At 67.5% G+C, this 15,953-nt stretch carries 19 protein-coding genes and 1 tRNA gene; 6 read left to right on the top strand and 14 right to left on the bottom strand.

The window, feature by feature from the left end:
- Window positions 1-7: 7 nt before the first annotated feature.
- Both NO931_RS00450 and NO931_RS00445 read right to left on the bottom strand, forming a co-directional pair.
- On the bottom strand, window positions 8-181 hold the full coding sequence (locus tag NO931_RS00450) for a 30S ribosomal protein S27e (protein WP_256390650.1): 174 nt from the start codon (window positions 179-181) through the stop codon (window positions 8-10).
- 5 nt (window positions 182-186) lie between these two features.
- Window positions 187-465, bottom strand: coding sequence for a 50S ribosomal protein L44e (locus tag NO931_RS00445; RefSeq protein WP_256390649.1), 279 nt, complete (start codon window positions 463-465; stop codon window positions 187-189).
- Window positions 466-615: 150 nt separating this feature from the next.
- Here NO931_RS00445 and NO931_RS00440 point away from each other — a divergent pair, with 150 nt between their 5' ends.
- On the top strand, window positions 616-870 hold the full coding sequence (locus NO931_RS00440) for an HAH_0734 family protein (protein WP_256390648.1): 255 nt from the start codon (window positions 616-618) through the stop codon (window positions 868-870).
- A 24-nt stretch (window positions 871-894) separates the two neighbouring features.
- Here NO931_RS00440 and NO931_RS00435 read toward each other — a convergent pair whose 3' ends face one another.
- Entirely contained in the window at window positions 895-1,263 is a 369-nt protein-coding gene (locus tag NO931_RS00435) for a methylglyoxal synthase (protein ID WP_256390647.1), read from the bottom strand.
- Window positions 1,264-1,482: 219 nt separating this feature from the next.
- Between NO931_RS00435 and NO931_RS00430 the strand changes: the two genes are divergently transcribed.
- The gene (locus tag NO931_RS00430; protein ID WP_256390646.1) at window positions 1,483-1,881 is read left to right on the top strand and encodes a GtrA family protein; all 399 of its coding nucleotides are present in this window, start codon (window positions 1,483-1,485) and stop codon (window positions 1,879-1,881) included.
- Window positions 1,882-1,941: 60 nt separating this feature from the next.
- Window positions 1,942-2,016 (top strand) — tRNA-Met (locus NO931_RS00425).
- 215 nt (window positions 2,017-2,231) lie between these two features.
- On the opposite strand, the gene NO931_RS00420 is transcribed toward NO931_RS00425, so the two are convergent.
- Window positions 2,232-2,930: a DUF7344 domain-containing protein gene (locus NO931_RS00420; protein ID WP_256390645.1), complete on the bottom strand. Its 699-nt coding sequence runs from the start codon at window positions 2,928-2,930 to the stop codon at window positions 2,232-2,234.
- A gap of 429 nt (window positions 2,931-3,359) precedes the next feature.
- On the opposite strand from NO931_RS00420, the gene NO931_RS00415 reads away from it, so the two are divergent.
- Complete coding sequence (locus NO931_RS00415) at window positions 3,360-4,406, top strand: DUF8173 domain-containing protein (RefSeq protein WP_256390644.1); 1,047 nt, start codon at window positions 3,360-3,362, stop codon at window positions 4,404-4,406.
- Window positions 4,407-4,443: 37 nt separating this feature from the next.
- Complete coding sequence (locus tag NO931_RS00410) at window positions 4,444-5,376, top strand: DUF8054 domain-containing protein (protein ID WP_256390643.1); 933 nt, start codon at window positions 4,444-4,446, stop codon at window positions 5,374-5,376.
- An 18-nt stretch (window positions 5,377-5,394) separates the two neighbouring features.
- Here the strand turns inward: NO931_RS00410 and hpt are convergent, their stop codons facing one another.
- Entirely contained in the window at window positions 5,395-5,964 is a 570-nt protein-coding gene (gene hpt, locus NO931_RS00405) for a hypoxanthine/guanine phosphoribosyltransferase (RefSeq protein ID WP_256390642.1), read from the bottom strand.
- A 112-nt stretch (window positions 5,965-6,076) separates the two neighbouring features.
- Between hpt and NO931_RS00400 the strand changes: the two genes are divergently transcribed.
- On the top strand, window positions 6,077-6,418 hold the full coding sequence (locus NO931_RS00400; protein WP_256390641.1) for a DUF8106 domain-containing protein: 342 nt from the start codon (window positions 6,077-6,079) through the stop codon (window positions 6,416-6,418).
- Here NO931_RS00400 and NO931_RS00395 read toward each other — a convergent pair.
- The 9 genes from NO931_RS00395 to NO931_RS00355 all read right to left on the bottom strand — a co-directional run bounded on the left by NO931_RS00395 (window position 6,415) and on the right by NO931_RS00355 (window position 15,952).
- Window positions 6,415-6,828, bottom strand: coding sequence for a type IV pilin domain-containing protein (locus tag NO931_RS00395; RefSeq protein WP_256390640.1), 414 nt, complete (start codon window positions 6,826-6,828; stop codon window positions 6,415-6,417). The two genes, NO931_RS00400 and NO931_RS00395, sit on opposite strands and share 4 nt — an antisense overlap.
- A gap of 93 nt (window positions 6,829-6,921) precedes the next feature.
- Window positions 6,922-7,425 (bottom strand): hypothetical protein, encoded by a 504-nt coding sequence (locus NO931_RS00390; protein WP_256390639.1) that lies wholly within the window; start codon window positions 7,423-7,425, stop codon window positions 6,922-6,924.
- Window positions 7,426-7,452: 27 nt separating this feature from the next.
- On the bottom strand, window positions 7,453-7,947 hold the full coding sequence (locus NO931_RS00385; RefSeq protein ID WP_256390638.1) for a type IV pilin domain-containing protein: 495 nt from the start codon (window positions 7,945-7,947) through the stop codon (window positions 7,453-7,455).
- Between the two features lie 84 nt (window positions 7,948-8,031).
- Window positions 8,032-8,469 carry a type IV pilin domain-containing protein gene (locus tag NO931_RS00380; protein WP_256390637.1) on the bottom strand — a complete coding sequence of 146 codons (438 nt, stop codon included), beginning with the start codon at window positions 8,467-8,469 and terminating at the stop codon, window positions 8,032-8,034.
- Between the two features lie 147 nt (window positions 8,470-8,616).
- Window positions 8,617-10,098: an oligosaccharide flippase family protein gene (locus tag NO931_RS00375; protein ID WP_256390636.1), complete on the bottom strand. Its 1,482-nt coding sequence runs from the start codon at window positions 10,096-10,098 to the stop codon at window positions 8,617-8,619.
- A gap of 214 nt (window positions 10,099-10,312) precedes the next feature.
- Window positions 10,313-12,073 carry a Na(+)/H(+) antiporter subunit D gene (locus NO931_RS00370; RefSeq protein WP_256390635.1) on the bottom strand — a complete coding sequence of 587 codons (1,761 nt, stop codon included), beginning with the start codon at window positions 12,071-12,073 and terminating at the stop codon, window positions 10,313-10,315.
- On the bottom strand, window positions 12,073-13,920 hold the full coding sequence (locus NO931_RS00365; protein WP_256390634.1) for a proton-conducting transporter transmembrane domain-containing protein: 1,848 nt from the start codon (window positions 13,918-13,920) through the stop codon (window positions 12,073-12,075). Before NO931_RS00365 ends, NO931_RS00370 begins: the two co-directional genes overlap by 1 nt.
- The gene (locus NO931_RS00360) at window positions 13,921-15,597 is read right to left on the bottom strand and encodes a proton-conducting transporter transmembrane domain-containing protein (RefSeq protein ID WP_256390633.1); all 1,677 of its coding nucleotides are present in this window, start codon (window positions 15,595-15,597) and stop codon (window positions 13,921-13,923) included. It abuts the gene before it with no gap.
- A complete protein-coding gene (locus NO931_RS00355; RefSeq protein WP_375142024.1) occupies window positions 15,590-15,952 on the bottom strand; it encodes a cation:proton antiporter subunit C in 363 nt (120 codons plus the stop codon). Before NO931_RS00355 ends, NO931_RS00360 begins: the two co-directional genes overlap by 8 nt.
- Between the last annotated feature and the right edge of the window lies 1 nt (window position 15,953).

The raw sequence follows: 15,953 nt of genomic DNA, 5'->3' as shown, positions 1-15,953 counted from the left end.
CGGGCGTTCACCGCGCCTCGACCGTTTCGAGAACTTCGCCCTCGAAGGCGGCCTTGCCGCCGGTGGGGCGCGCGAGCGTGTGTCCGCAGACGGCGCAGGCGACCTCGCTGGAGGCCTTGCCGAAGACGACCTGTTCGTTCTCGCAATCCGGGCACTCGACGCTGAAGTAGTTTCCTGCCATTGTGATCACTCCTGGAACGTCAGGCGGCCGGCGCGCCATCCGTCGCGGAGGTGGGCCTTGCCGCAGTCGCCGCAGCGGTACTTGAGGTCGGTCTTCTTGGTGGGCTTGTCGCCACCGGGCACCTTCGAGAACTTACCGTCGTTCCCGATGCCCTTGTTGCGGCGCTCCTGTCGGTCGATCCACTTCATACCGGTCTCACGACCGCGGCGGACCTTCTCGACCTCGTGCTCGTTGTGCTCGTTACAGTGCGGGCAGTACGTGTTGAATCGGCGTGGCATCTCCATAGATATCGATCTCCTTGCGACGACGTTGGCAACGGTCGCTTAAAACGCGTTTGGTTCGGACCAGCGGCGCGTCGTTCGGATCGCGCTCGCGCCGGAGCGAAGCGTGCGAGTCTCGAAGCGCTTAATTGGCGTTCGTCCGAAACCCCGCCCATGAAGCGACTCATCATCACCGGGGATCCGGGCGTCCGCCGGGACGGCGTCGTTGAGGTCGACGGCGAGGAGCTGACGCTGTTCCAGATCAACCGCAACGGCGATTGGCACGGCCCCGAAGAGGTCCAGCTGTGGTGCGTCGCCGGCACCGAAGACGAGCGCGAAGCCTACGACAGGCGCGAGTACATCCCCCACTTCCTCGACGTCGAGCGCCTCGACGCCGGCGACGTGACGGTCGTCCAGAAAGCGGGCTGAACCCCGGCGGTTCGCGGGAAGCGCTCAGTCCCCGAGGCCGTCGATGAGAAACTCGGCCGACGAGCGGTTCGTCGCCAGCGGGATGTCCTTGACGTCGCAGACCCGCAGCAACGCGGAGATGTCGGGCTCGTGGGGCTGTGCGGTCAGCGGATCCCGCAGGAAGATGATGCCGTCGATGATCCCCTCGGCAACCTCGGCGCCGATCATCATGTCGCCGCCGAGCGGCCCCGACTCCTTGCGTTCGACCTCCAGATCAGTCTCTTCCATCAGTCGCTTGCCGGTCGTTCCCGTCGCGAGCAGCTCGAAGTTCGAGAGCGTCTGCTCGTGGTTCTGTGCGAACTCGATCATCGAGGGTTTCTCCTCGTCGTGGGCGATGAGCGCGAGACGTGTCATACCCGTGCCTCGTCGGACGAACAGTTAGTCGTTGTGCACTCCGCGACGGCCGAACGATTTAACACCGCAAGGCAGAGAATCACGTCCGATGCGGAGTCAGGAACGTGGAACGTGTCGTGATCGCCAACTCACGCTGGCGATACGGGGCCGCCGTACCACCGTTACCGACTGATGCCCGGGGGGTCGACGCTGCAGATTCTGCAGAACCGGGTTCGAGCGATGATCAACAGCGGCCGGTTCCTCCGGTTCGCGACGGTCGGGCTGGCCGGGACGACGGTCGATTTCACGATCCTGATCGCGCTCGTCGAGCTTCACGGGGTCCCACCCGAACTCGCCAAGCTAGTCGGCGCCGAGACCGCGATCATCGTGATGTTCGTCGTCAACGAGCACTGGACGTTCTCGGAGTGGGGGCGAACGGGCTATCGGCCGCTGCTCAGGCGACTGCTCACGTCGAATCTGGTTCGCACCGGCGGACTGGTCGTCGCCACGAGCGTCCTCTGGCTGCTGGTGTACTACGCCGACGTGCAGTATCTGGTGGCCAACGGCGTCGGAATCGTCTGTGGCTTCGTGGTGAACTTCCTGGCCGAGAGCTACTTCACCTGGCGAGTACATCGGTAGGAATCCCCACAGGGCGCCCGAAACGCAACCCTTAACTAGCGGACGGCGGTACGAAATGGTAGCGGGATGGGATAGCCAGGAGATTCCGGCGGGCTCATAACCCGCAGACCGGTGGTTCAAATCCACCTCCCGCTATACTTTTGCCGAACTCGATACTGCGAGACGTTTTATCGTCGAGCAGTGCTGAGTTCGGCAAATATCGTCCGGAGTGGATTTGAACGAGAGAAACGCGAGCGCAGCGAGCGAACGGAAACGACCGAGGTTCAAATCCACCGTCCGCTCCCGTCCAGCCCACGAAACCAGCGAGAACGAAGCCGACCCGAAACTACGACACGGCGCCGATAACCCGATTACAGCGGGATGTTTCTGAGACCGTCCGGAGAGCCGTCCGCAGACCGAGTGGTGTCCCGCCCCATCCAGTCGATCAGATCGCGAAGCGTGGCATCGACCGGGAACGCGTCAACACCGTCGACCCGGTGATCGTCGGCGTCGTACGCGAGAAATCCGGCGTCGTCGAGTTTCGGCAGATGGCAGTGGTGGAGTTCGAGCGCCGCGGCATCTCGGTCGACACCGGACTCGGCCGCGATGCGGGTCGCCAGCGCGTCGAGATCCATCGCGCCGTCGTTGCTGGCGACGTGGCGCAAGACTGCGCGACGCCGACGGTCGGCCAGCGCGTCGATCGCGGCGTCCGGGTCGGCGACGCCGGCCGCGAGGCCGAGAGCGCGCTCGAATCGCGCCGCGCGCTCCGTCGCGATGGCGCCGTCGTCAGACAGGTCGATCAGACCGACGGCGTCGAGGTGGGGCAGGTGAACGTGCCGAAGATCGAGCGCCACGTCGCGGCGGTGCCCGTCGTCGACAGCTTTACCGCCGGTTTCGGCGGCGGCGACGCGCGTCGCGAGGATGTCGACCGGCGTGGAGCCGCGGGCGGCCAGTAGCTGTGTCAGCGCGGCTCGGCGCCGACGGTCGGCGAGCGACTGGAGGACAGCGTCAGTCTCGCGGTCGCCGTCTTCGGACCCGATCTGGGTTTCGGGAAGAGTGTGCTCGGTCATCAGTTCGATCGACGGCCGGGACGAGCATGGCGTGCGCTCCTAAAGAGTTAGTATCGCCGACGAGGGAGGTTCGATCCGCGAACCGACATCGGCGACTCGTCGGGCGATTTTTTAGAGCTGCTGTCCGAGAGCGGTCCGGCCGAGATCGGCGAGTCCGAACCTCGGGATGGTTTAAGCTAGCATTCATCGTACAGGGGGCGCGGTACGGGCGCACTACCGGCGCCGGAGCGCGACGTGCCGTCGTCACGGAGCGGCGCGGGAGAGCGACACCGGCGCCGATCACACCGGGACAGAGCGCTCGGAACGGCCCGGACCAGCCGACTGGGCAGTACCCGTCTGCGAGCCGAAAGTAAACTCAGCCAGATCGGTCGGGTACGAAACGACTTCTGGAGTAACTACTTGCCCGCCTTGAGGGTACGAACGCGTGACATGAAACGTGCGTGGGCGATCCTGACGGTCGCGGTCCTCGTCTCGCTGGTGGTCGTTCCGGGGGCAGCGGCCGCTCAGGAGACGCGAACGGGGGGAACAGTCGTGATCGAGGAAAACGAGACCGTCGAGGGACTGACGGTGATCGGCGGAACGGTCGTGGTCGACGGAACCGTCGACGGCGACCTGACCGTCGTGGGCGGTTCTGCGACGGTCGACGGGGACGTGACCGGCGATATCGAGTCCGTGACCGGCGACCTGCGGATCGACGGGACTGTCGGCGGCGACGTCGACGCGGCGGGCGGCAACGTCAGGCTCGGGTCGGAGGGGCAAGTCAACGGGTCGCTGTCGGCCGCAGCGGGCGGCGTGTCGATCAACGGCGTCGTGACCGAGGACGCCGAGATCGCCGCCGGATCGATCTTCCTCGGAGAGAACGCGCGGATCGGCGGCGACCTGACCTACGCCGGGGAACTCGAACAGAGCGGCGGGGCCCAGGTCGGCGGCCAGATCGTGCAGGACGCCAGCGTCGTGGCCGGCCCGGTCCAGTACCCGATGGCGTTCGAGTGGGTTCTCGCGGTCTACGCACTGTTGATCAACCTGCTGCTCGGGATCATCCTGCTCGCGCTGGCGCCCGGATTCGCGCGCGACGTCGCCGACAGAGCGACGGGGTCGATTCTCGGGAGCGTCGGCATCGGGCTGCTCGTGTTGCTGGGAGTGCCGATACTGCTGGCGCTGCTGGCGATCACGGTCGTCGGCATTCCGCTGACGCTGGCCGGAACGTTGCTGTTCGTGCTGTACGTCTGGTTCGCGACGGTGTACGGTCGCTTCGCCGTCGGCGCGTGGCTGATCGGCCTCGTCGGCGCCCGGAACCGCTGGATCGCGCTGCTGGTCGGACTGATCCTCGTCGGGTTGCTGGCGCAGATTCCGTTCGTCGGCCCCGCGATCTCGGGGATCGTGACGCTGATCGGCGTCGGCGCCGTCGCGCTGGCGCTCAGGGACGCCCGTCGGGAGCGTGGCGAGTTGCGACGGAGCAGGGACGAGCAGCCCTGACCACAGTTATTTTCACGGCATTCGGCGAACGACGACCATGGCCAGCGACGACGCCTCCGTTCTCGGTCGGTTGCGTAAGCCGAAGTACACCGGCGAAAACAGGTGTACGCCGTGTACGATCCTCAACGTCGGGATCGCCGTCGCCGCGAGTTCGATCGTCGGCGTCGTCGCCGCGCCGGCGGTCAGCGACGCTGCGGCGGGCGGCCTCGCGGCGTCGCTGCTCGTCGCTTGTCTGGGCGCGATCTACTTCCGGGGCTATCTCGTTCCGGGGACGCCGACGCTCACCAAGCGATACCTCCCGGATCGCGTTCTCGCGCTGTTCGACAAACACCCCGTCGAGGACGCCCAGTTCGTCGAGGCTGAGCCGGCCGCCGACGGTCAGACGACACGAGAGCGCGAGGGCGGCGCCGACGCCGAACGGCAGGACGCCGTCGACCCCGAGCAGTTTCTGCTCGACGCCAACGTCGTGGCGCCGTGCGAGCGCGAGGACGACCTCTGCCTGTCCGACGAGTTCACCGCGCGTCTCGAAGCGCAGACCGAGCAGTTCCGCGAGCAGTCGCCGGACGCCGCCGCGGTGGCGTCCCTGTTCGAAGCCGATCCCGAGTCGGTGACCGGACGCGATACGACCGAGTTCCCGGCGTTCGAGGTCCGCGAGCGCCTCCGCAAGTGGCCCTCAGATGGCGCGCTCGTCGCCGACGTCGCCGCCGACCGCGCGCTTCGCGAACAGTCCGACGGCTGGACGGCCATCCCCCGCGAGCAGCGGCTCAAGATTCTCGAATCCCTGCGTTCGTTCCGCGAGACCTGCCCGCTGTGTGCCGGTCGCGTGGAACTCGGCACGGAGACCGTCGAGTCGTGCTGTCGGTCCTACGAGGTCGCGACCGCCAGCTGTCAGGACTGCGGCGAGACGCTACTGGAGTTCGATCCGTCCGTGATCGAAACGCCCGAAAGCGAGAAAGAAGCCGCCAACTGACGGCAGGATCGCCGCGGCTCAGCCGTCGCCGTGCTCGTCGACGATCACGACTTCGGCGTCCTCAACGTCGACGTTGATCAGCGTCTTGGCCGAGTAGTCCGTCGATTCCAGGGCGTTCTCGCCGCCGACCTTCTTGATCACTGCGACGACGTCGACGACATCGGCGCCGATATCTTCGAGCGAGCCGAGGATCGCCTCGAGCGTCCCGCCGGTCGAGAGCACGTCGTCGAGCACGAGCACGCGATCGCCCTCGTAGACGTCGTTGATGTACATCTCCGACTCGGAGTAGCCGGTCTCCTGGAACAGCGCGACCTCGCCGTCGAGGCCGTACTGTCGCTTGCGGATGACGACCAGCGGGATGTCCGTCATCAGCGAGACGGCCGTCGAGATGTGGATCCCCATCGCAGCGGGCGTGACGATCTTGTCGACGTCTTCCAGGTCGGCCTTGCGGATGATCCGGATGACGATCTCCCGCAGCAGCTCGGGTTCGAGCATCGGGACGCCGTCGCTGATCGGATGGACGAAGTAGTGGTAGCCGTCTTTCTCGATGATCGGCGCGTCGAGGAGCGACCGCTTCAACTGGTCCATGGTGGAACTACCGTAGCCGCGAAGTAAAGATGACGATACCACCCGCAGGACCCTCACGATCGTTCCGACGCGGTCGCTACCCTTACTAACGGCTGGCACCTACGTCCGATCAATGAACCCCGCTACGAACACCGCCGACGAGTCGTCCGACGCCCGACCGCCCGACGGGACTCGAAAGGCGACGCTCCGCTGTCCGGACTGCGACCACCGGAGCCCGCCGGCCGGCGACTGGATCTGTCGCAGCGTCGGCGACAGGCGGATCATGCGCTGCCCCGAGTGCAACGCGGTGATCGAACGACGGCCGACGTTCGCCGACGACGGCGAGGACCGGTCGCGAGTGCTGGCGACGCTGAACAGCACCGCACACTCGGCGTTCGTGCGGTCGTTGAGCGCCGTCCGCGTCGGCATCAGTGCGCCGGCTCGCGCCGTCGCGGACGCGGTCGACCGCCGTTAGGCCGCGGGACCGTACCAGCGCCGTAGCTCGTTGCGGTTCCCGTTTTCGTCGTGCCAGTACACGATCACCGTCCGGTCCGGCGGGACGCCGTAGATCGTCAGCTCGTCGCCGGTGGTCACGTTCGGTTCCTTCCCCCAGGTGTCGAGCGTGACGTTGTCACTGACGAACGCGACGCGATCGCCCTGCAACGTCCGACCGGAACGGTGTTGAGCCGTCAGCGTCTCGTTGGCTTCGTCGTACGTGAACCGAATCTCGACGGTCGGCGTCTCCTCGCCCAGAAACCGATCGTCGAAATCGAACACGACGACGCCGACGACCACGGCGCCGATCAGCGTCACGACTACCAGCAACAGCTCGCCGATCACCTGTGCGCTAGCTCGGCCATCGGCGTCGAACGTGTCCGGTAACATTGAACCTTCCTGCAGGGTGGCGCCGTCCGAACCGGACGACGCCGACCGACGTATCGACCACCTCTCGCCGGAGACATCTAATAGTTTCCCGGCTCACCCGTCCCGGCGTTCGACCTCGTAGGAGGCGAGTTCGGCCGCGCTATCGGAGGTCGCACTGAGCCAGACGACCCGAATCTCGGTCTCCGGCGGCAGGCCGCGCTGGAGACGCGGATCCGAGCGGTCGTCGGTCAGAACGTACCCGACGGAGTCGTTGTACCCGATGTAGGCCGCGCTCCCGGGACCGATGCCGTTCTCGCTGTTGGCCCAGTCGTGACCGCTGTTGTTCCCGATGCGCTCGCCGTCGACCGACACGACCACGGTCCCGGGGTCCTCGATCCGTTCGCCCGAGACGTTGGTGATCGCGACCTGCTGGTCGCTGGCGCCGAACTGCTCGAACTCGAACTCGGTGTCGGGACGCTCCTCGGCGTTGCCAAAGAGCACGAACGCGGCGAATCCGATCGCGGTCCCGACGACGATCAGACCGACGACCAGAGCGACGAACTGGGCGGTCGAGATCGGTAACGACTCGTCGGAGTGCTGTGGGTCAGTGCTGGCCATGAGCGGGCTGCCGGCGGAAACCGGGCGTTAGTTGCGAGATTCGACCTCGTACTCGAAGAGGATTGCGGAATTGTCCGCGTCTTCCGGGTTCCAGACGATCTTGATTTCGGTTCCGGCGTCGAGGCCGGGTTCGGAGTCTGGTATCGTCGAGTCGCTCGCATTGATCCCGGTACCGGAACTGTCCTTCGCGAAGAACACGTCCGTCTGCGAGTCGATCTCGCCGTCGGCGTTCGCGAAGCTGACACCCTGTTCGGCCAGCACGTTCGTCCCGTTTACCGTGACGTTGATCGCGTCGGTGTCGGTGATGACGTCACCGCCGTCGTGGTACAGCCGCACCTTCATGTTATCGTCCCCGTACTGGTCGACCTCGAAGTTCACCTGCGGCGCCGTTTCGAGCTCGTCGTCCGAAAGGTCGAAAATGAAGAGTCCGGCGAGTCCCGCCAGAAGCACGACGATGCCGACGAGCAACACGACGCCGATCACCTCCGATTGGCCCCGCTCAGTGTCGGTGTCTCGATTCATGGCACCGTCCACGGAACCAACCGTAATAAATCGGCAGGGAAAACGAGCTACCGCCGCGACGACCAGGAGGGCGTCGAAATCGCGCTATCGAAGGTCGTACTCGTACTCCGAGAGTACGACGGACTGGCTGCCGTCGGAGGAAGTCCAGACCAGCGCCACAGTCCCGGTATCGCCGGATAGCCGCGAGTCGTCGATTGCCGCCTCGTCGCCCGCCGAGATGGGCTCGTCGCCGAAGAGGCTCTGATCGTCGAGTGTCGTACCGACGAGATCGGCGTCGACGTCGCCGACGACTCGGACTTCGCCGGGCATCACCGTGTCGCCGCCGTCGTGCTGGACCGTCAGGCCGTCGGGCGTTTCTTCCCACTCCCAGATGACCTGTGGCGCCGTCTCTTGACTACCACCGACGTCGAGGACGAACGCCCCGACGACCGCGGCGCCGACGACCGCCGTGCCGAGCAGCAGTGTCATGCCGAGCATCGATGCGACCGCGCGATCGTCCGCTGAAAGTGGATCGAACTGCATGTGTGATCTCTCGGTCGGAGGACGCCGAGTTGCGGGGACGCCTCACCGATTGCCTAGCAGTTACTTGTGTTTGAATATGTATCTTACTGTCCAACTAACAAGATCTCGCGGGCGCGGGACGCCAGCGTTCAACCGGCGACAGCGGCGTCACGTGATCCGCGAGAGCACCGTCCGCGCCTCGCCGACGTCGAGCAGACCGCTCGCGATCGATAGCGCCACCCAGATCGCAACGCCGAGTCCGATGACGCCGATCAGCGACGCCATCGAGGAGACGCGGGGCATCACGAGCGCGACGCCGAGGGCCATGCCGGCCGACACCGCGACCACCTGCGCCGCGGTCCGGACCAGTCGTCCCCAGCGTAGCGGAAGTTCAGTATGCATGACGTAAACGTTGCCCGCGACGTAGAAGCCGAAGGTGAGTACCGTCGCCATCGCGGCGCCGGCGGCGCCGTACGGCGGGATCAACAGAAGATTGAGGACGACGTTGCCCGCGGCCGTGATCCCTTTGCCGATGGCGCGCTCGCGGGCCCGACCGAGGTAGTCCAGGCCCTGGGTCGTCACGAGGTTGATCGCCTGGAACACGACGTAGACGCTCATCACCTGCACGACCAGCGTCGCGGCCGCGTAGTCCTGACCGAACACTAGTGTGATGCCCGGATCGGCGACGAGCAGGAGGCCGGTCGCCGCCGGGACGTACAGCAGGAGGACGTACCGGAGACTCGCCTCGTACATCCGCGCGGCGCGCTCGTACTCGCCGTTCGCTTTCTCCTCGCCGTAGGCCGGCGAGACCGTGAAGCCGATCGAGCGCGCCGGCACGTCCAGAAACGCCGAGACCTGCTTGCCGACCGTGTAGAACCCCGCCGCCGCCGGTCCGGCCAGCGTCCCCACGAGAATCGTGTCGACGCGCTTGTCGATCGTGTTGGCGCTCCGGGTCGCCGTCAGCGGGACGCTGTACTCCAGAATACGCCGACGGAGCCCCTCCTCGCGCTCCGAGTCCGGCTCGTAGTCGACGTACAGCTGCGTGTACAGGATCACGGCGCCGACGATCGCCGCGAGCGCGGCGGCGACGACGTAGCCCAGCAGCGCGCCGACGCCGCCCAGACCGAGCAGCACGAATCCGACGGCGAAGACGACCCGGGCGAGGCTGTTGGTGATCCCGACGCAGGCCGCCAGCGTCACCCGGGAGAAGCCCTGAAACAGCACGCTGAAAAAGGACTGAAACGAGATCGCCGCGAGGTACAGCGCGCCGACGACGAGATACGGCCGGAGATCGGGCTGGCCGACCAGATCCGCGATCAGCCCGCCGCCGATCAGCAGTCCGAGCGCGGCGACGACGACCAGCGCGAATCGGGCGGTGAAGCCGATCCGGAGCACGTGGTGGAGCTGGCCGCCGTCGTCGTCGTCCTTGTACTCGTTGACGTACCGGGCCGTCGAACGGCCGAGACCGAGGTCGCTGAACAGCCGCGCGACGCCGACGATCGAGATGGTCAGGTACAGCAGGCCGTACTCGTCGGGCGAGAGCAGGTAGCGCGCGAGGACGACCAGCAGCGCGGCGTTGGCGACCATCTTGACGCCGCGGGACAGAAACGTCGCCGAGAGCCCGCGCGAGAACCGATCTATCAGCGACATCGCGCCACCCCTCCCGACGCCGCCGGGCGGTGCGACCTGAGTCCTGTCACGGGCCGGACTACGAAGAACGGAAACTTGGTTATGCTCGGCTTTCCCGGCGACGGGAACGGTAACCACTGGTTGATCGAGAGGTGAGGCGTCGATACGCGGTGGAAAATGACTGCGACGCGGCGGCGGGACGCCGAGCGAGAGCCCGTCGAGCGCGCCCCGCCGGTCAACCCAGCAGAACGGCCAGCAGGACGAGCGTCGCGACCAACGTCACGAGCAGGATGCTCGTCCCGAAGCCCGCCCGGAGCGGGTGGGCGTACTCGTCCTCGACGCGATCGCCCAGCGGCGTCGCCGCGACCGCGGACTCGGGATCCGCTGCGACGTCGGTGACGAACCCGACGAAGCGAACGGCGGCGCGGTCGACCGCAGCGTACAGTTCGGTGACGCCGACGACGAGCCCGCGCGTCCCGTAGAACGCGATCGGGTTGTAGATCGCGTCGACGTCGGGCACCTTGCCGACCTTCTTGAGCGGACCTTTGAGGATCACGAAGCCGACCAGAGCGATGGCCACCAGCACGAGCACCTCGCCGACGTGGAACGCCGTATAAGCGCGGTAGTTCTCGATGGCGTAGTCGCTGTACGGCAGTAGTTCGTACAGCGCCGGCGGTCTGATCCCGAACAGCACGCACAGCGCCGCGACCGAGATCAGCCCGACGCTCTGGCCGCGGTTGGCGTCGAGGACCTTCCCGTCGTAGCTACCGTGCAGGAACGCGTGGTAGCCCAGTTTGATGAACGAGAGGAACGTGCCGACGCCACCGATCAGCAGCAGGTACCACAGCACGTAGACGTGATCGAACCCGAACAACGTGACGTACTCCTTGTGGGCCGCCTTGACGACCATCCCCTTCGAGACGAACCCGTTGAACAGCGGGAACCCGCCGATCGACAGCGCCGCGACGCCGAACGTGGCGGCGGTGATCGGCATGTCGCGGGCCAGTCCGCCGACCTTCTTCAGGCTCTCCTCGCCGGTCCGGTAGATCACGACGCCGACCGTCATGAACAGCAGGCTCTTGTAGAGGATGTGGTTGAACACGTGGGCGAACGCGCCGGCGGTCGCGAGCTTCGTCCCGAGGCCGACGCCGGCGATCATATAGCCGACCTGGGACTGGATGTGATACGACAGCAGGCGGCGCATGTCCGACTGGAGCAGCGCCATCGTGGCGCCGAAGACGGCCATCGCGCCGCCCATGTACGCGATCGTCATGTGCCCGTCGGGGAACGCCCGGTACATCGCGTACACGCCGGTCTTGGTCGTGTAGACACAGAGGAACACGGAGGCGGCGATGTGGGGCCGCGGGTACGTGTCGGGCAGCCAGGCGTGGAGGCCGACGAACCCGACGTTGACGCCGATGCCGACCGCCGCGAGGACGGCCGGGACGCCGCTGACGATCCCCTCGCCGGTGAAGAGGAACGTGCCGGCCTCGGCGTAGTGCCAGACCAGCGCCGCGAGCACGAGGCTCCCGCCGATCCCGTGCAGGACGGCGTAGCGGAAGCCCGCGCGGACCGCCCGTCCGCCGTAGTGCCAGACCAGCAGCGTCGAGGTGACGGCCATCAGCTCCCAGAAGAACACCAGCGTCAGCCAGTCGCCGGCGAACACGGCCGCGAGGCTCGTGCCGACGTACGACAGCGCGTAGGCCGTCTGGGTGCGCTCGGCGTCGCTCGCGTAGGAGTAGACGACGGCGACGAGCCCGATGAACGAGAAGATCAGGCCCATCAGCCGGCTAAAGGAGTCGACGTTGTAGAGTACGGCCTGGAACGCGCCGAACAGTTCGACCTGCAGGTGCGCGCCGGCGGGGACGAGCCACGACAGCGCGAGCGCGCCGGCCGTCGCCAGCGCGCCGACGCCGTGGCCGACCTTGCGGGGCAAGACGGCGACCAGTAGCGCGGCGATGAGCACCAGCGCGGCCGGGGGAACGACGTCCAGCATCAGAACGTCACCCCCGTCAGGATCTCCTCGATCAGATGCAGGAACACGGCCTGATACGGGACCACGCCGAGCACGACCGCGCCGGCCGCGACCGCGAGGATCGGGCCGAGCATCAGCCAGGACCCCTCCTGACCGGTCCAGCCGACGGCTTCCCAGTCGCCGGTCGTTCCGCCGTGGCCGTGATCTCCGTGCTCGTCGTGGACGACGTCGTGGTGATCGGTATCGTCATGCGAGTTCTCTTCCGCGTCCGCTTCGGCGTCTACGGCCTCGGCGGCGTCCTCCCGGCGTTGCTCCTGCTCGTCGGTCGAGAGGTGATCGCTCGGGTTGCGATCGACCGCGTACGTTCCGGTCGAGGGCGACGCCGAGTCGTCGGCCTCGTCCGGTCGATCGTCGGCGTCGTTCCCGACGCCGTCGGTCGCGACGGCGGGGCCGGAGCCGGTTCCCGCCGCGGCGCCGAAGCGACCGCCGATCGGCCCCTCCAGCAGCGGCTTCGAGTCGGCCTCGCCGGGCGACTCGAAAAAGGCGCCGTAGACCACCGGCCAGAAGTACGCGATGTTCAGAATCCCCGAGACCAGCAGCGCGATCGCGAAGATCGTCTGCTCGACCTCGACGGCGCCGATCAGCAGGAACCACTTGCTGACGAAGCCGGCGACCAGCGGGATGCCGGCCATCCCCGCCGCGGCGACGGCGAACGCCGCCATCGTCAGGGGCATCCGCTCGCCGATCCCGTCCATCTCGCTGATGTAGTCGGTGTGTGTCTCGACGTGGATGAACCCCGCACAGAAGAACAGGGTGAGCTTCATGAACGCGTGGGCGGGGATGTGGAGCAGTCCGCCCTTGACGGCAGTCGGGCCCAGCAGCGCCAGCCCGAGCACGATGTAGGATAGCTGGCTCACCGTCGAGTACGCCAGCCGGCGCTTGAGGTGGTCCTGCCGGAGCGCGATCAGGCTCGACACGAGGATCGTGAAGGCGGCGACCGCAGCGAGGTAGATCCCCACCCCGAGGTCGGCAACCACTGCCGGACTGTACACCTCCAGCACCAGCCGCGCGATGCCGAAGACGCCGCTCTTGACGACCGCGACGGCGTGGAGCAGTCCCGACACCGGCGTCGGCGCGACCATGGCGTCGGGCAGCCAGGAGTGCAGCGGCATCAGGCCGGCCTTGACGCCGAACCCGGCCGCCAGCAGCGCGAACGCCGCCTTCGCGAGCGTCGGGTCGGCGTTCCCGAGCGCCTGGGCCGTCGCGCCGAACGTCGTCGTGTCGGCGAGCACGAACACCAGCACGGTGCCCGCGAGCACGAGCACGCCGCCGCCGAAGAACGTGTAGGTCAGATACTTCCGGCCGGCGGCGCGCGCCTCGCCGTCCTCGTCGTGGGCGACCAGCGGGTAGGTCGCGACCGACAGCAGCTCGTAGAACAGGAAGATCGTCACCAGGTTCGCGGCGAAGGCGATCCCCACCGCGGCCGAGAGGCTGGCGGCAAAGGACGCGAAAAAGCGCGTCTGGGCGTGCTCGTCGAGCCCGCGCATGTACCCCACGGCGTAGAACGACGTGAAGATCCACAGCAGGCTCGCCAGCAGGGCAAAGAGGACGCCCAGCGCGTCGGCTTCGAGCGCGAGCCGGAGCGGTGGCCCGTTAGGAACCGGCGCGAACTCCAGCGCCGGCGCGCGATAGCTCTCGCCGCCCAGCACGCCCGGCACCATGCTCGCGACGATGCCGAACTTCGCGACGGCGGCCGCGACCGACCAGCTGTCCCGGATATTCGGGTGACGATACGACGCGACGATCAGCACGATCGCGACGGCCGAGACGAGCACGGCCGCCAGCGGTCGCAGGGATTGTTCGACCATCTATCGGACCACCTCCGTCACGAACGGATTCAGCGCATCCGCGAACTCGGCGCCGGCGAACCCGAGCGCGACCGCCAGCAGCGCGGCGGCGACGAGCGCGACCTTCAGGCCGAGCGACGCGCCCGGCGCGTCTGCGATATCCTGCTCGACCGCGTCGACGCCGGCGTCGCTGTCGCCGTGGGACGCCTCGGTATCATCGTCAGCAGCATCGGTACCACCATCAGTTGCGGCGTCGGCGCCGCCGTCAGCAGCCACCCCGGCAGCGGCGTCGACGCCCGCCGAGGGCGCCGCGCTCCGGGGCGTGAAGTACAGTCGCTCCAGGAATCGCGCGGCGTAGGCCAGCGTCAGCACCGTGCTGAGCAAGATCACGGCGGCGACCGGCCAGATCCCGGCCTCGACTGCGCCCAGCGCGATGTAGAACTTCCCGAGGAAGCCGACCGTCGGCGGGACGCCGACGAGCGAGAGCGCCAGCACGGCCATGGCGCCCGACTGGAACGGCGCTTCGCGGCCGAGCCCGGAGAGTTCGTCGAGCGTGCGCGCGCCGGCCGTCCGCGCGAGCCCGGCGGCGGCGACGAACAGCCCGCCCTTGATGACGCCGTGCCCGATCAGGTGGACGACGGCGCCGACGATCGCCAGCCGGGCCGCGTCGGGCGACGCCGCGGGATGAACCGCGATCCCGACCGCGGCGACGACCAGCCCGAACTGCGACACCGACGAGTACGCGAACACGCGCTTGACCCGCGTCTGGGTCACCGCCAGCGCGCTGCCGGCGACGACGCTCACCGAGGCCAGCGTCACGACCGCCCACGCGGCGGCGGGCACGGCCTCGAAAAAGGCCGGCGTGAACACGTCGAACGCGATGCGGGCGAACGCGTACGCACCCGCCGTCGAGACCAGCGCCGAGATGTACGCCGTCACTGCGTCCGGCGCTTCGGCGTAGGCGTCGGGCTGCCAGGCGTGCAGCGGGTAGATCGCGGCCTTGACGAACAGGCCGACCGTGATGAACGCAAAGCCGGCGACGACGAGCGTGTCGGTGTACAGCGGCCCGTCGACGAACGCCGCGTTCCCGGCCAGCGCGGCCGCGAGATCGGCCATGTTCAGCGTGCCCGTCGCCATGAACAGGTAGCCGACGCCCAGCAGGTACAGCGAGGCGCCGGTCGTCCCGACGAGCAGGTACTTCAGCGCGGCGACGGCGGCGTCGGGCCGCCGATCGGAGGCGACCAGCGCGTACGTCGCCAGCCCGACGATCTCCAGAAAGACGAACAGGTTGAACACGTCGCCGGTGAGCACGACGCCCATCAGCCCGCCGTTCAGCAGGAGAAAGGCGGCGAAGAAGGCGTTCCCGCGCGGCCCGGTCGAGCGCGCCATCGCGAGCACGCCCAGCGAGACGACGACGATCAGCAGCACGACGATCGCCGAAAGCTCGTCGGCCACCAGCTCGATGCCGACGGCGAACTGCTCGGGGCGGCCGTAGTCTCCGAGTTCGTGGAGGACCTCGCCCTGTCCGCCGTAGACGGCGTTCGCGAGCCACGCCGCGAGCCCGCCTTCCGCGAGCAGCGTTGCGACCGCGATCGCCCAGCCGGTTCGCTCGCGGACGACGCCCGCCGCGAGTGCGATGGCCGCCGCGATCAGCGGCAGCACGATCAGTCCGACCGGCGCCAGCGAGACGTCACTCATCGGCGCGCACCTCCCGGAGGACGTCCTCGCGGAGCGTCCCGTACTCCGAATAGATGCGCACGATCAGCGCGAGCGCGACCGCCGTCAGCGCGACGCCGACGACGATTGCGGTCAGCACCAGCACCTGGGGCAGCGGGCTGACGTAGGGGCCGCCGCCCTCGCCGTGGATCACCGCCGTCGAGCCGCCCTCGACGTAGGCGCTCGCGATGAAAAACAGGAACAGGCCGGTCTGGAACAGGTTCAGCCCGATCACCTTCTTGACGAGGTTCGGGCTGGACACGACCATGTACAGCCCCGTCCCGACGAGCAGGGCGAACAGTACGTACGCGTACCGCGTCGCGAGTAGATCTATCAGC

It is taken from the genome of Natronoarchaeum rubrum (assembly GCF_024494695.1).
The sequence above is the reverse complement of the archived record's forward strand: the minus strand, read 5'-3'. Positions and strand labels throughout refer to the sequence as shown.